This window comes from Micromonospora matsumotoense, from assembly GCF_900091525.1.
GTDB lineage: Bacteria > Actinomycetota > Actinomycetes > Mycobacteriales > Micromonosporaceae > Micromonospora > Micromonospora matsumotoensis.
This window is the reverse complement of record NZ_FMCU01000018.1, coordinates 78,963-92,940: the sequence shown is the minus strand read 5'-3', so window position 1 is coordinate 92,940 and position 13,978 is coordinate 78,963. Positions and strand designations below refer to the sequence as shown.

The 13,978-nt window shown below is 73.9% G+C and carries 14 protein-coding genes; 7 read left to right on the top strand and 7 right to left on the bottom strand.

Going from position 1 to position 13,978, the window contains the following annotated elements; all coding sequences use genetic code 11:
• Window positions 1–43 precede the first annotated feature (43 nt).
• Window positions 44–1,027 carry a sporulation protein gene (locus GA0070216_RS26930; RefSeq protein ID WP_091251885.1) on the top strand — a complete coding sequence of 328 codons (984 nt, stop codon included), beginning with the start codon at window positions 44–46 and terminating at the stop codon, window positions 1,025–1,027.
• Window positions 1,028–1,194: 167 nt separating this feature from the next.
• Here GA0070216_RS26930 and GA0070216_RS26925 read toward each other — a convergent pair whose 3' ends face one another.
• Complete coding sequence (locus GA0070216_RS26925; RefSeq protein WP_176739158.1) at window positions 1,195–1,479, bottom strand: hypothetical protein; 285 nt, start codon at window positions 1,477–1,479, stop codon at window positions 1,195–1,197.
• Between the two features lie 503 nt (window positions 1,480–1,982).
• On the opposite strand from GA0070216_RS26925, the gene GA0070216_RS26920 reads away from it, so the two are divergent.
• A complete protein-coding gene (locus GA0070216_RS26920; protein ID WP_425413197.1) occupies window positions 1,983–2,390 on the top strand; it encodes a hypothetical protein in 408 nt (135 codons plus the stop codon).
• Between the two features lie 172 nt (window positions 2,391–2,562).
• Here GA0070216_RS26920 and GA0070216_RS26915 read toward each other — a convergent pair whose 3' ends face one another.
• Window positions 2,563–4,824, bottom strand: coding sequence for a HelD family protein (locus GA0070216_RS26915; protein WP_176739157.1), 2,262 nt, complete (start codon window positions 4,822–4,824; stop codon window positions 2,563–2,565).
• A gap of 352 nt (window positions 4,825–5,176) precedes the next feature.
• Entirely contained in the window at window positions 5,177–6,331 is a 1,155-nt protein-coding gene (locus GA0070216_RS26910) for a LolA family protein (protein WP_091251879.1), read from the bottom strand.
• A 94-nt stretch (window positions 6,332–6,425) separates the two neighbouring features.
• On the opposite strand from GA0070216_RS26910, the gene GA0070216_RS26905 reads away from it, so the two are divergent.
• Both GA0070216_RS26905 and GA0070216_RS26900 read left to right on the top strand, forming a co-directional pair.
• A complete protein-coding gene (locus GA0070216_RS26905; RefSeq protein WP_091251877.1) occupies window positions 6,426–7,082 on the top strand; it encodes a response regulator transcription factor in 657 nt (218 codons plus the stop codon).
• Between the two features lie 41 nt (window positions 7,083–7,123).
• The gene (locus GA0070216_RS26900) at window positions 7,124–8,554 is read left to right on the top strand and encodes an ATP-binding protein (protein WP_091251991.1); all 1,431 of its coding nucleotides are present in this window, start codon (window positions 7,124–7,126) and stop codon (window positions 8,552–8,554) included.
• A 413-nt stretch (window positions 8,555–8,967) separates the two neighbouring features.
• Here the strand turns inward: GA0070216_RS26900 and GA0070216_RS26895 are convergent, their stop codons facing one another.
• A complete protein-coding gene (locus GA0070216_RS26895; protein WP_091251875.1) occupies window positions 8,968–10,791 on the bottom strand; it encodes a tetratricopeptide repeat protein in 1,824 nt (607 codons plus the stop codon).
• Between the two features lie 57 nt (window positions 10,792–10,848).
• Window positions 10,849–11,310: a MarR family winged helix-turn-helix transcriptional regulator gene (locus GA0070216_RS26890; RefSeq protein WP_091251990.1), complete on the bottom strand. Its 462-nt coding sequence runs from the start codon at window positions 11,308–11,310 to the stop codon at window positions 10,849–10,851.
• Window positions 11,311–11,360: 50 nt separating this feature from the next.
• Between GA0070216_RS26890 and GA0070216_RS26885 the strand changes: the two genes are divergently transcribed.
• Together GA0070216_RS26885 and GA0070216_RS26880 are read left to right on the top strand one after the other, a co-directional pair.
• Window positions 11,361–11,882 (top strand): VOC family protein, encoded by a 522-nt coding sequence (locus tag GA0070216_RS26885; protein WP_091251873.1) that lies wholly within the window; start codon window positions 11,361–11,363, stop codon window positions 11,880–11,882.
• 30 nt (window positions 11,883–11,912) lie between these two features.
• Complete coding sequence (locus GA0070216_RS26880; RefSeq protein ID WP_176739156.1) at window positions 11,913–12,839, top strand: hypothetical protein; 927 nt, start codon at window positions 11,913–11,915, stop codon at window positions 12,837–12,839.
• Here the strand turns inward: GA0070216_RS26880 and GA0070216_RS26875 are convergent.
• Window positions 12,799–13,329, bottom strand: coding sequence for a potassium channel family protein (locus GA0070216_RS26875; RefSeq protein WP_091251869.1), 531 nt, complete (start codon window positions 13,327–13,329; stop codon window positions 12,799–12,801). The two genes, GA0070216_RS26880 and GA0070216_RS26875, sit on opposite strands and share 41 nt — an antisense overlap.
• A 127-nt stretch (window positions 13,330–13,456) precedes the next feature.
• Entirely contained in the window at window positions 13,457–13,636 is a 180-nt protein-coding gene (locus GA0070216_RS26870; protein WP_007075522.1) for a DUF4236 domain-containing protein, read from the bottom strand.
• 178 nt (window positions 13,637–13,814) lie between these two features.
• On the opposite strand from GA0070216_RS26870, the gene GA0070216_RS36690 reads away from it, so the two are divergent.
• Window positions 13,815–13,955: a putative leader peptide gene (locus tag GA0070216_RS36690; RefSeq protein WP_425413196.1), complete on the top strand. Its 141-nt coding sequence runs from the start codon at window positions 13,815–13,817 to the stop codon at window positions 13,953–13,955.
• Window positions 13,956–13,978: the final 23 nt, after the last annotated feature.

Genomic DNA, 13,978 nt, shown 5'->3' with positions numbered 1-13,978 from the left:
GCTCCACGGTGGAGTACGCGCCGACCGTGAAGCGGGAGTTCCGATGGTCTTCAAGAAGATGCTGAGCGCGTTCGGCGTGGGTGGGCCCAGCGTCGACACCGTCCTGGCCAACCCGAACACCCGGCCCGGCCTGACCCTCGACGGCAACGTGAACCTGGTCGGCGGGGACGCCCCCGCCAACATCGAGCAGGTCGTCATCGGGCTGGTCACCCGGGTCGAGATCGAGGGCGGTGACAGCGAGTACGCCGGCGTCATGGAGTTCCACCGGATGGTGGTCAGCGGCCCGCTCCAGCTCGCCCCGAAGCAGCAGCTCGCCATCCCGTTCCAGCTGCCGGTGCCGTGGGAGACCCCGATCACCGACGTCTACGGCCAGCGCCTGCACGGCATGACCATGGGGCTGCGTACCGAGCTGGCGATCGCCCGCGCGGTCGACAAGAGCGACCTCGACCAGGTCAACGTGCACCCGCTGCCGGTGCACGAGCAGATCCTGGGCGCGTTCCAGCAGCTCGGTTTCCGGTTCAAGCACGCCGACCTGGAGCGGGGCCACATCCGGGGCTCCCAGCAGACGCTGCCGTTCTACCAGGAGATCGAGTTCTTCGCCGCACCTCAGTACGCGCAGGCCATCACCGAGCTGGAGCTGACCTTCGTGACCAGCCCGCACGGGGTCGAGGTGGTGCTGGAGTGCGACAAGCGGGGTGGCTTCCTCAGCTCCGGGCACGACGTGTTCGGCCGCTACACCGTCTCGCACGCCGACGTCGACCGGGTCGACTGGGTCCAGGTCGTGGACGGCTGGCTGCGGGAGACCACCTCCACGTACGGCAACCTGCGGGCCTCCTCCGGGTACGGCGCCCCCACCCACGGCTACCCGGTGCACGGCAAGGGTCACGGCCACCACGGCCGGGGCCCGGGGATGGGCGGCGTGGTGGCCGGCGCGGCCCTCGGTGTCGCCGGTGGCCTGGTCGCCGGCGAACTGATCGAGGACGCCTTCGAGGGTGACGACGGCGGCGACTTCGGCGGCGACGAGTGAACTGAGGTCAGGTCCGGCGGACCCTCGTCGGGCGGGTCGCCGGTCCGGTGTGGAGACGTCGTGACGGCTGGACCGCGCTCGGCGGTCACGTGGACCAGCGATGGCCCCCGGGAGGAATCCCGGGGGCCATCGTCCTCAGCAGCTTGCGCTGCTCGGGTCAGCTACGGTCAGCGACGACCCTTGCGCTCCGCGCCGGAACGCCGCGCCGAACCCGCCTTCGCCAGGCCCCGGCTCACCAGGTAGGCGCCGGTCAGGGCGGTCAGGAACCACCACGCCTGCGTCGGGTTGTTGATGTTCAGCCCGTTCGTGGCGGTACCACGCCAGAAGGCGGAGATCACCACGACCGCGACTGCGGCGGCGTACACCCAGAACTCGGTCGTCAGGAACGACTGCTTGGTCTCCGTACCCGGCGACGGCATCGGCTCCCGGTGCCCGTCGTGCATCGCCGGCATCTGCCGGGTCTGCTCGTTCATCATGGCGTTGCGCTGGGCGGTGTCCTGCATCGGCCGGTTCATGGGCCTGGTGGATGCGGCCTGCGTGCTCATCTGGTCCTCCTCAGGATTTGATGAGTACCTGCGCTTCCCTCGCCCCGCTACCGCGGTCGGCCACGGCACGGTTCGCCTGCTGTGGCGGGGGCACCCTGGGTCTACCCCCCGACGGTGAGCAGGTAACACCGGCTTCCGGCCGAAAATCCGCCGCCGCCGGGCCCGCCCTCCGGTGCCCAGACCGTGGTACGCGGCGACGCCTCGCCGACGCAGGCCCGGTCCGCGCACGGCCGGGGTGGGGTGCGGGCCGTGCGCGGACCGGGGTGGGTGCGGCCCGCGCGCCGCCGGGGTGCGGACCGGCACCTCGACCGTTGGGTGCCAACCTGGTTTCCGGCGGCGGGGGGCGGTGTTTGGTCGTCCGGACCCCGGGCACGCAGCGGGTTCCGCCGAGACTCTGCGAGGTGATGGACGTGCGCGACGACGACGTGATGCGGAACTCCACCCGTGCGGCCGAGGAACGGCTCACCGCCGGGGTGTACGGCCCCGGGGCGCTCGACGAGGTGACCGTGCCCCAGGTCGACGTGACCAGAGCCATCCAGGAGGACGACCCGGACGACGTGGCCGACGTGCCGATCGACCCGGAGGTGCTGCGCGACGGTGGCCCGACCCGGGGCCAGGGGGCGGTGACCACCACCGGCGGCACCGCCGGCCCGGCCAGCGTGCGGCGGGTGGCCCGGCAGCCCGGGCGGCACCCGGGCAAGGTCGCCCCGACCACCACCGGCGACGCCACCACCGGTGGCCTGAGCACCCCGACCGGCGGCCCCGTCAGCGACCAGTCCGCCAGTGCCGTCGAGATCGGTGACTTCTCCGACGACTGACACCATCGGAGGTGGGGTGGGTCGCCCGGCCCGGTGCGGCCGGGCCCGCCCCGGTCACCGGGCCGATCGCCCCGACGACCCGCGACCACGGATGTCGTGGCCTTCCGCCGGGGAGGCCACGACATCCGCGTCTCACGCCCGATCTCGCGGGTGGTCCGGACCAGGCGGTGGGTCAGGCGGCGGGGCGGAGCACCCCCAGGCGTTGGGTGGCGCGGGTCAGCGCGACATAGAGGTCGCTGCGGCCCCGGGGGGACTCGGCGACGATCCCGTCCGGGTCGACCACCAGCACCGAGTCGAACTCCAGCCCCTTGGCCTGGCCCACGGTGAGCAGCACCACCCGGCTCTCCAACTCGGGCTGCTCGCCGACCGCCGCCTCGGGCAGTGCGGCCAGCAGGACGCCCGCCAACTCGTCGGCCCGCCCGGCCGGCACGATCACCCCGAGCCGCCCCTCCCGGTCACCCGGGCGGGAGTCCGTGCCGCCGCCGTCCAGCCCGGCGGCCTCCCGGCGGGCCGCCTCGACCAGCTCCGCGCCGAGCCGGTCCGGTGCGACCGTCCGGTCCCACGGCGGCACCCCGCTGTGGCGTACCGAGCGGGGTGGGCGCAGCTCCGGGTCGATCCCGGCGAGCACCTCGGCGGCGACCGCCATGATCTCGGCCGGAGTGCGGTAGCTGACGGTCAGCTCCTCCAGCCGCCACCGCCGCGCCACGTACGGCTCCAGCGCCTCGGCCCAGGACGGGGTGCCGGCCAGCGCGCCGGTCTGCGCCACGTCCCCGACGATGGTCATCGACCGGCTCGGGCAACGACGCATCAGCAGCCGCCAGGCCATCGGGGTCAACTCCTGCGCCTCGTCCACGATGACGTGCCCGAACGCCCAACGCCGGTCGGCGGCGGCCCGCTGCGCGGTGGTCAGCCGGTCGCTCTCCTCCTGCCGTTCCAGCAGCCGGTCGGCGTCGATCAGGTCGGTGACACCGAGGATCTCACCGCCTTCGGCCTCGTCCTCCACGTCGATCGAGCGGGAGCCCCGGGCGATCTCCAGCACACCCTCGGCGTACTCGCGTTGGAAGGAGCGGATGCGTTCCCGGCGGGCGGCGGCGGCCCGCTCGTCCTCGCCGAGCAGCTCGGCGGCTTCGTCCAGCAGCGGCACGTCGGCCGGCGTCCAGCCGTCGCCCGCCGGGCGGTGCAGCAGGGCGCGCTCGTCGTCGGTGAGCATCGGCGCGGCGGCGGCGATCCGCTCCGGCGCGGCGTACAGGTCGGCGAGCAGCCGTTGCGGGGTGAGCACCGGCCAGAGCCGGTCCAGCGCGGCGGTGACCTCCGGTTCCTCGCGCAGCTCCCGGCGGATCTCGGCGCGGTCCGCCTCCTCCAGCAGGTTCTCCCCGCCGAGCGGATCGGCGCCGATCCGCTCGGCGACCTGGTCGGCGAGGGCGTGCACGATCTCGATGTCGAACAGCGCGCGGGCCAGGTTGTGCGGGCGATCGGTGCGCCGGACCCGGTCGCGGGCCTGGCGTACCGTCTCCGGGTCCAGCCGCAGCATCTCCCGCTGGGGCAACTCGATCTCCAGCGGGTCGTCGGGCACCCACTGCCGGTCCCGGACGGCGGCGGCGAGCACCTCGGCCAGCACCGCCCGCCCCTTGAGGGCGGCGGTCCGGGCCGGCTCGGCACGATGGGCGCTGACCCCGGGAAAGAGGTCGCCGGGGGTGCTGAGCAGCACCCCCGTCTCGGCCAGTGCCGGCAGCACCTGCGAGATGTAGCGCAGGAAGGTGGCGTTCGGCCCGACCAGCAGCACGCCCCGGGTGGAGAGCTGCTGCCGGTGGGTGTAGAGCAGGTACGCGGCGCGGTGCAACGCGACGGCCGTCTTGCCGGTGCCGGGGCCGCCCTGCACCACCAGCACCCCGGGCAGGTCGGCCCGGATGATCCGGTCCTGCTCGACCTGGATGGTCTCGACGATGTCCCGCATCCGGCCGGTCCGGCCGGCGCTGAGCGCGGCGAGCAGGGACGCCTCGCCGGTCAGCTCCTCGTGGCCGGTGGGGGAGGCCGCCTCGATGTCCAGCACCTCGTCGTTGAGGCCGGTGACCTTCCGTTCCCGGGTGCGCAGGTGCCGCCGCAACCGGATGCCCTGCGGGTTGGCGGCGGTGGCGAGGTAGAACGGCCGGGCGGCGGGGGCACGCCAGTCCATCAGCAGCGGGTCGTAGTCGCCGTCGGTGTCGAAGATGCCGATCCGGCCGACGTAGTGCCGGCTGCCGTCGGCCCCGTCGAGCCGGCCGAAGGCCAGCCCCTGTTCGACCGCCGAGAACTGCTCGACCTGGTCGGCGTACATCCGGACGGCGCTGTCGCGTTGGGAGCGGTCCTGCTGGGTGCCGCCGCCACCGGCGCGCAGCTCGTCGGTGAGCCGCCGGCCGGCCTGCTCGCGCAGGTCGTCCAGCCGGCCGTAGAGCATCGACACGTACTCCTGCTCGCGGCCGATCTCGTCGTCGGGTTGCCGCAGCTCGTCCGGGTGCGTTGACAAGCCGTCTCCTCATAGATTAGAATCACGCATGGAATGGCTCTGCGGCCATTCCACTTTGCATTTCGGGAACTGTTCAAGATACCGCCTGCGGCGGCCCCCCACCAAGCCTTCGCCCGACCGGCAACCCCGGCCCGGCCCCGTTCGGGTCGCTGGCCCCGCGCGGTCGCTCCCGCTCCGGCTCCCACCGGCCTGGGTCATGGCTGTCGGCCGGGCCCGGACATGCCGACGGGGGCCCGCACCGGCTTGCGCCGGCCCGGACCCCCGAGGGTCGTGGTGTGCGGGATCAGCCCCGCGCGGCCTGGTACAGCCGCTCCGGGGTCACCGCCCCGGCGAGCACCCGCCCGTCGTCGGTGAGCAGCACGCTGAACAGCTTCCCGGCGAACAGCCGGCCGCTGCCCCAGTCCCCGCTGACCTTGGGCAGCCCGTTGAGCAGGTCGAGGGCCTGCGCCGCGCCGGGGCCGTCGGCCGGTCCGGGCTTCGCCGCACCACCCGCCGGCTTACCCGCCTCGTCCGCCTCGTCCGTCCGCACCACCAGCACGGTGGCCCAGCCCGTTCCGACGGTACGTAGACCGGCGTCGTCGCCCGCACCGGGCTTCGAACCGGCTCTGGCCTCCGGGTGCGCGCCGACCTTCGACCCGGCCCCGGCCTTCGCGCCCGGGAGGTCGCCGGTCGCCTCGGTCACCTTCACCCCGGGCGGCGGGTTGAAGGTGAACTGGTCGGCGTCCGGCCGGCGGTAGTCGACCTGGGTGAAGGCCATCTCGAAGGCCGGCTGGTCGGCGCCGTCGGCGAGCACCTCGAACCGCAGCGGCACGTGCTCGGTCGCGTCGATGGCGATCCGTACCTGGTGCACCAGGGACGCCTCGTCACGCGGGGTGAGCACCAGTTCGTACGCGTCCCGACCGGCGACGGTGGCCGACCGGCCGGTGGTGACCAGCGTGCTCGGGTCGACGGCGGCCAGGGCCCGCTCGGCGGCCTCCTGCGGGGTGACCGGCAACGCGCCCTCCGCCGCCCGCCCGGTCGACTCCGGCAGGGTGCGGTGCGTCGCGGTGTTGGCCTTGCTGTCCCAGGTCCACACGTCCCGGCCGGAACGGATGACGTCCCGCTCGCCGAGGGTGTCGAGCAGCGCGACCCGCTGCCGGTCCGGTCCCGAGTACCAGACCCGCAGGGTGTGCGTGCCGCTGAGCAGCGCGGCGTCCCCACCGGCCAGGCCGACCAGTTTCGGCAGCCCGAGATCGGCGCGCTGCACCACCGTGCCGGATAGCCCGTCCAACCGGGCGGTCTGCAGGTCGACGAGCAGTTGGGCGGCGCTGCGCGGCGGCAGGGCGGGTTCGGCGTTCGCGGCGAACGTGCCGATCGCGGCACCTCCGCCCACGACGGTGACCGCGGCGGCCAGTGGCACCAGCCACCGCAGGGTGGAACGGTTCTTCAGTACGGACATGGGGCACCTCCTGGGGCCATCCTGCCGGTTGGGTGCTGTGAACCGGCTGAGGACGGCGTCCCGGTGGGTCGCGGCCAGGTGGCACGCTGGGGTCATGCGGGTGCTGGTGGTGGAGGACGAGGCGCGGCTGGCGGCGGCGTTGCAGCGTGGCCTGACCGCCGAGGGGTTCGTGGTGGACACCGCGGGCACCGGGCCGACCGGGCTGGACGCCGCCCGGCACGGCGGTTACGACGCGATGATCCTCGACGTGATGCTCCCCGGCCTGTCCGGCTACGAGGTGGTCCGCCGGCTGCGCGCCGACGAGTGCTGGCTGCCGGTGCTGATGCTCTCCGCCAAGGACGGCGAGTACGACCAGGCCGACGGGTTGGACTGCGGGGCGGACGACTACCTGACCAAACCCTTCTCGTACGTGGTGCTGCTGGCCCGGCTGCGGGCGCTGCTGCGTCGGGGCGCCCCGGAACGGCCGACCGTGCTCACCGTCGGGGACCTGCGACTGGACCCGGCCCGGCGGCGGGTCACCCGGGCCGACGCCGAGGTGGTGCTCACCGCCCGGGAGTTCGCGCTGTTGGAGTACCTGATCCGCCGACCCGGCGAGGTGATCTCCAAGACCGAGTTGCTGGACCACGTCTGGGACGCCAGCCTGCGGACCGCACCCAACGCGGTCGAGGTGTACGTCGGCTACCTGCGCCGCAAGATCGGCCGGGACCGGTTGGAGACCGTCCGGGGCGCCGGCTACCGGCTGATCCCGTGAGACGCCCCCGCTGGCCGGTGCTCGGCCTGCGCGCCCGGCTGATGGTGCTCGGCGTGGCCGGGCTCTCGGTGGGGCTGGCCCTGGGCGGAGTGGTGCTGCTGGTGGCGTTGGGCTGGACGCTGCAACGCACCGTCGACGAGGAGGCGTTCCGCACCGCCGACGCGGTCGCCCGGCTGGCCGGCGAGGACGCCCTGCCCGACCCGCTGCCGGTGGCCGGCGGCCAACTCCGGGTGCAGGTGGTCGACTCCGCCGGGCGGATCCGGGCCGCCTCCATCGACGCCGACCGACTGGTGCCGATGGTCCGCCCCGACCAGCTCACCGGCAACGGTCGGCAACGCACGGTGGTGCCCGGCCAACGGCTCGGCTGGGAGGGGCCGGTGCGGGTGGTGGCGGTGCCCGCCCAGTCGGCGGGGGAGCCGTTGACCGTCCTGGTGGGCCGCTCCACCGTGGACATCCGGCACGCCACCCAGGCCGCCCGTACCATGTTGCTGGTCGCCTTCCCGCTGCTGGTGGGGCTGCTCGCGGTGGTCGCCTGGCGGGTGGTCGGGGCGACCCTGCGGCCGGTCGAGGCGCTGCGCAGCGGGGCGGCCGAGATCACCGGCCGGGACGCGGACGACCGGCTGCCGGTGCCCGCCTCCCAGGACGAGATCCACCGGCTGGCGGTCACCCTGAACGACATGCTGGACCGGTTGGAGGCGACCCGTGCCCGGCAACGGTCGTTCCTCGCCGACGCGGCGCACGAGCTGCGCAGCCCGTTGACGAACATGCGTACCGAGCTGGAGGTGGCCCAGCGCCTCGGTGACCGTTCCGACTGGCCGGCTGTCGCCGCCGACCTGCTCGCCGACACCGAACGACTGGGTCGGCTCGTCGACGACCTGCTGCTGCTCGCCCGGCTCGACGAGCAGCCGACCTCGCGCGGCGGCCTTCCGGATGAGGCGGGACCGGTGGAACTGGGCGGGCTGCTCACCGAGCTGGCCGCCCGCCGCCCGGGCCCACCGGCCGTCACCACTGCGGGGGCGGAGCCACTCGGCGTGGGCAGCCCGTCCGTGCCGCCGGGCGTTGACGGTTCGTCCGCGCCACCGGTCGTGTTCGTTGCGGCGGCGTCGGGGCCGGCGTGGACGGTCGGTGTTCCCGACGAGTTGCGGCGGGTGCTGGGAAACCTGGTCGACAACGCCGTCCGGCACGCGCGCAGCCGGGTCGTGCTGGCGGTCGAACCGGCGGTGGACGGGGCGTACCACCTGGTGACGGTGACCGACGACGGGCCGGGCATCCCGGTGGCGGACCGGGACCGGGTGTTCCGCCGGTTCACCCGGCTGGACGAGGGCCGGGCCCGGGACGCGGGCGGTGCCGGGCTCGGCCTGGCCATCGTCCGGGAGCTGGTCCGTCGGGGCGGTGGCACGGTCGACCTCGCCGACGCGGAGCCCGGCGTGGTGGTCCGGCTGCGCCTACCCATCCTGCCCGACCCCGACTGAACCATCACCACGCCACCCAAGCCGCGCCCCACCCACCCGCCCACCCCCCACCGCACGCCCGCTGGACCCCGCAGCCGGACGTGCGGGCGGACCAGCGGCGCCACCCCGCCCCGCCCGGCCCCGCAGGCCCGCGCTGTCCGTGTTGATCAAGAGGTTTAGGTCACCCACAACGCGATTCCTGCCGTAAACCTCTTGATCACCGACTCATCCCACTCCACTTGGTAGGTGATCAAGAGGTTTACGGCACCCCACCCGCTCCAGATGACGTAAACCTCTTGATCAACGGAGGTGGGCGGGCGGGCAGGGGCGGGGCAGAGTGAGGCGGGGGCGGGGCAGCGGGCGGCTGGGCTGGGCGAGGGGGGAGGAGCAGGTGGGGGGAGCAGGGGGCAGGGTAGGGGTGGGGGTGGGGTGGGTCAGCGGCGGGTGGTGCAGACCCGTTTCGCTGGTGCGACCAGGTCGGTGGACCAGACCACGGCGACGGTGAAGCAGTAGTTGGTGGTCCGGTCCAGGCCGTGCACGACGAAGTTGTCGGTGCCGGGCGGCAGGGTCTGGAACGGCCGCGGGTCCTGCCCGGCCTGGGCGGCGGAGAGGATCACCGGACCCTCGCCCCCGGCCGGGTACGTCCAGGTCAGGGTAATGCCGTCGGGGCGGTCGCGCAGTGTCACCCGCCCCGGTGGGGTGCCCGGCGAGGCGGGTGGTGCGGCGTTCGGCGTACCGGCGGTCGGGGTGGCCCCGGGGCTGCTCGACGCGGCGGGTGGCGTTTCGTCGGAGCTGCCCACCTGGGACACCCCGGCGATCACCGCCACGGCACCCAGCAGCACCACCGCGACCCCGGCCGCCACCAGCGGTACGGCACCCGGGCGGCGCGGGGGTGGGGCATGCCGGCGCGGCACCAGCACGGGCAGCAGCCGGGACGGGTCCACCGGCGGATTCGGCGGCGCGACCCGGCGTACCCCGGCGGCCTCCTGCCCGGGGTGTCCCTGCGCCGGCGGGGCGTACGGGGATTCCCGCCGGCCGCTAGCCGGCCCGGAACCACCTGGCTCGGGCGGCCAGCGTCCGTCGTCCCCGAGTCGGCCCGAGCCGGCCGGATAGCCCGATGCGGCCGACTGGCCCGAGCCCAGCGGATAGCCGCCGCCGTCGGGATAGCCGCCGCCGTCGGAATAGCCGGTGCCGTCGGGACGGTCGGCCCCGGCCGGGTAACCGGCCCCGGCAGATCGAGCACCCTGCGGGAAGTAACCGCTGTCGGCGGGGTAGCCGCTGTCCGCGGGATAGCCGTCGTCGGTGGAGTAGCCGCTGCCGGTGCCGTCGTGGGTGGGGTAGCCGGTGGTGGTCGGATGGTCGAAGGGGGCCGACCGGCCGGCGTCGTGCGGGTAGCCGGTGTCCTCGGGGGGGAGCCGCTGGCCGGGCACCGTCGGCGGGTACGCCTCGTCGGGTGGCACCGTCCCGGCCGACCAGGCCGGCAGGTCCGGTGGACCCTCGGCGGGCGGTGGGGTGCGGGCGGCCGGGACGACCGGTGTCTCGCGCTGCGGGGTGGGCTCGTCGTCGCAGACGTGATCCGGGTCGGCGGCGGCGCGGGCCAGCGCGGCGACCTGCCGGGCCAGCGGGTCGTCGGCGGCCAGGTGCTGGCGGGCCAGCTCGCGGGCGAGGGCGAGGTTGTCGTGCGCCTCGTCGAACCGGCCGCAGTCGCGTTGCATCGCGCCGAGCCGGGCGAGCATCTTGATCCCGCTGGCGTGCCCGTCGCCATAGACCTCGCGGTGCAGCTCCCAGGCGTCCTGGAGGCGTTCGCGGGCCTGGGCGCACTGACCACGGGCGTACTCCACGGTGGCCAGATCGGCGTGCGCGGCGAGCACCCGCAGCGACTCGGGGCCGTCGTGGGCGGTCAGCTCCAGGATCACCTCGGAATAGAGCCGGGCGGCGCGGGCGTCGCTGCCGACCCGGTGCAGCACCGCCGCCAGGGTGGCCGCCGTCGAGATGGTCCGCTGGTCGGAGATGCCGTACAGGCGGCTCGACGCCGCGTACGCGAAGGCGGCCCAGCCGCGCGCCGAGTGCGGTTCGCCGAGGGTGACCAGCAGTCGGGCCTGGAGCCCGGCGGCCTCGGCCAGCTCGGGGGAGGCGTGGTCGGGGCGGGGGTCCGCGTCGGTCAGCGCGTCGGCGAGCAGTCGCTGGGCGCCGGCCAGGTCGCCGGCGGACACCAGGTGCTGCGCCTGGAGGGTCAGTTCACCGAAGCCGGAAGACACGCCCCATCGTGCTTGGCCGGCGACGGTTAGTACAACCCTTGCCGGTCGGCAACTTGGTCAAGAACCGGTCAGGTGGGCGACCAGCGTCTCGCTGATCCGGCGTAGCTGGTCGACCTGGGCCGGGCTGAGCGCGTCGAACAGGTGCCGGCGTACCCCCTCGACGTGGCCGGGCGCGGCGGCGGCGAGGGCCGCGAAACCGGCCTCGGTGAGGACGGCGATCTGGCCGCGTCGGTCGGTGGGGCACTCCTCGCGGCGGACCCAGCCGACGGTCTCCAGCCGGGCTACGGCGTGCGAGAGGCGGCTGCGCGACGAGCCGGTGAGGTCCGCCAGCTCGCTCATCCGCAGCCGCCGGCCGGGCACCTCGGAGAGCCGGACCAGGATCTCGTAATAGGCGTGCGGCATCCCGGCGTCGCGTTGCAGTTCGCGGTCGAGGGTGTCGGTGAGCGCCCGGGAGGCGGCCAGGAAGGCGCGCCAGGTCTGCTGCTCGTCGTGGTCCAGCCAGCGGGTCATGACCGTCATCATAGCCGGAATGGTTGAACGCTCAACCAAATCGCGCTACCGTGGGTGGCATGGGAATCCACCGCCTCAACCATGCCGTGCTCTACGTCTCCGACCTGCGTCGCAGCATCGACTTCTATCGCGACGTGCTGGGCTTCCGCCCGGTGCCGATGACCCCGGACGGGTTCCGGGGCGCGGCCTTCCTCCAGGCTCCCGACTCGACGAACGACCACGACCTCGGGCTGTTCGAGATCGGTGCGAACGCCGGCCGCTCGCAGGCCGGCCGGGCCACCGTCGGCCTCTACCACCTGGCCTGGGAGCTGGACACCCTCGACGAACTGGCCGTCACCGCGCAGCGGCTGGCCGCCGCCGACGCCCTGGTCGGCACCTCCGACCACGGCACCACCAAGAGTCTCTACGGCCGCGACCCCGACGGGCTGGAGTTCGAGATCGTCTGGATCGTCCCGGCCGACCAGCTCGACGAGGACGCCCTCGCCGCCCGCAAACGGATCGGCCGGCTCGACCTCGACCGCGAGCGGGCCCGCTACGGCGGCCAGACCCGGGGCGGGGTGGGGATCTCCGTCCCGGCCTGAACCGTCGTACGGTAGAACGACAGGATGTCGATCGACGCCGTCCTGCGGGAGCTGCTCGTCCGCCAGCTCGACCACTGGCTGCCGGGGGCGCTGCACCGCTCCCGCCGGGCCACCCTCGCGCTGTCGTACGCCGGTGATCCCGGCACCGCCGAGGCGGCCCTGCGGGTGGTGGCCGGCTTCGCCGACCGGCTTCGGGGCCGCCGGCTCACCGTGCTGGTGCTCGCCGGGGGTGGACCCGAAGTGCCCGCCCGGCTCGGCGCCGTCGAGGCCACCCTCCCGGCCGACGTCGCGGTGCACGTGGTGCCCGGCGACCCGGCCCGGCTGCCGGTGGTGCTCAAGGCGGCCGGTGCGGCGGGCGCACCGCTGCTCACCCTGGTCGACGGCGGGGCACCGGACCCGGCGCTGTTGGCCGCCACCACCACCGGTCGACCGGCCGAGGTGTTGCTCACCGCCGCCGCGACCGTCGCCCTGCGACCGGCGCTGACCGCCGCCGGGTTTCCCCTGGTCGCCGAGGTCGAGCTGGTGCCCGTCGACGGGTCGCCGGCCCGGCGGGTCGCCTTCGGCACCGGGCTGGACAAGAGCCTGGAGGCGTTCAAGGACGCGCTCTGGGCCGTCAACGGGTCCGCCGACGGGTCCGGTGACGTGCCGGCCGACGGGTCCGGCGCGATCCGCTACCGCGACCCGGCCGGCGGGCTGCTCGACGTCGCCGGCCCACCGGCGGCCGGCCCACTGCGGGACGAACTGCTGGCCGAGCTGAGCCGCCACGGTCCGCATACGGTGACCGAGCTGCGGCGGCACGCGCTGACCGCGACGGCGTACCGGGCCGTGGACGCCGGCCGCGCGCTCACCGAGCTGCTCGACACCGGCGCGGTCGCCCGGGACCCGGAACACGGGCGGCTCGGCGGTGACGTGCTGATCAGCGCGGTCCCCGGCCCGGACGCCCGGTCAACTGCCTGACCACGATGGACGCCCCGGTGGCGATCACTCCGATGCTGAACACCATCTGCACGCAGACGATCGCCTTGGCGAGCTGCCCCTGGGGGTGCACGTCGCCGTAGCCGACCGTGGTGAGGGTGGTCAGGGCGAAGTAGAGCGCGTCCAACCGGGTGTGCAGCCCGGAGAACTGGTCCGGTCCGCTGCCGGCCACCACGTAGTCGGCCACCGCGAAGGCGAGCAGCCCGGCGACCAGCGCCACCACCAGCTTGCTCAACGACCGGACCTCGTCCTCGCCGACCGGGGCGCGGGCACCGAGTTGCCGGGTCACCTGGCGGGTGACCAGGAAGGTGACCATGCTGATCAGCAGCAGGGTGCCCACCACGCGCAGGGTCAGCCGCAGGCCGTTCGGATCGGGCTCCAACGGAATCAGGAAGTAGCTGACCAGCAGCAGCACGCAGGCCGCCAGGGTGTGCCACCGTGCCCGCGCGTAGTTGCCGTCGTCGCCCGCCATGCGGCGATTCTGCGCCGTGGCGGCGGTGCCGATCCGGCGAATGCCGAACCCGCCCGGTGCCGGGCCGGGATGCGCAGACGTCGAGCGGGGCACCGGTGAACACCGGTGCCCCGCTCGACGAAGGGCGTCACGCCCGGGACTTGTCCTGCTTCCAGGACAGCGGACCCGGCAGGTCGACGCGGTGCGCCTTGGCGCGGGAGTTCCAGGACCAGCGACCGATCTTGATGCTCCACGACGAGAAGCCGTTCTCGGTGAAGTTCAGGATGATCGGCCCGTACTTCTTGCGCTTACGGAACATCAGACCCATCGTGGCGCTCCCTTCGCGTTCCCTGTCGTCGCTGCCGTCTCGGCCTGATAGATGCCCGCATCCACGAAATCTGAAACCTGCTCCGGTCCGAGCTGGACGGTGTCGGCAATCTCTATTCAACCGGTAGGTGTTGCGGAGCGGTAAACGCAGGTGGAGGCGGTATGAAACAACGCGGGCGATGGATGTCTCATGTTGTGGAAGATCGTTGACCTGGTCGGGCCGGGGCCGGCAGCATGAGCGCATGTCGCAGCGGGACGAGCTCCACCTCACCGCTCGCGTGCACGTCGACCTGGTCCGGCACGCGAGCGCGCTCTGTTGAGCTGACGCCCGTCCGCGTCCCGT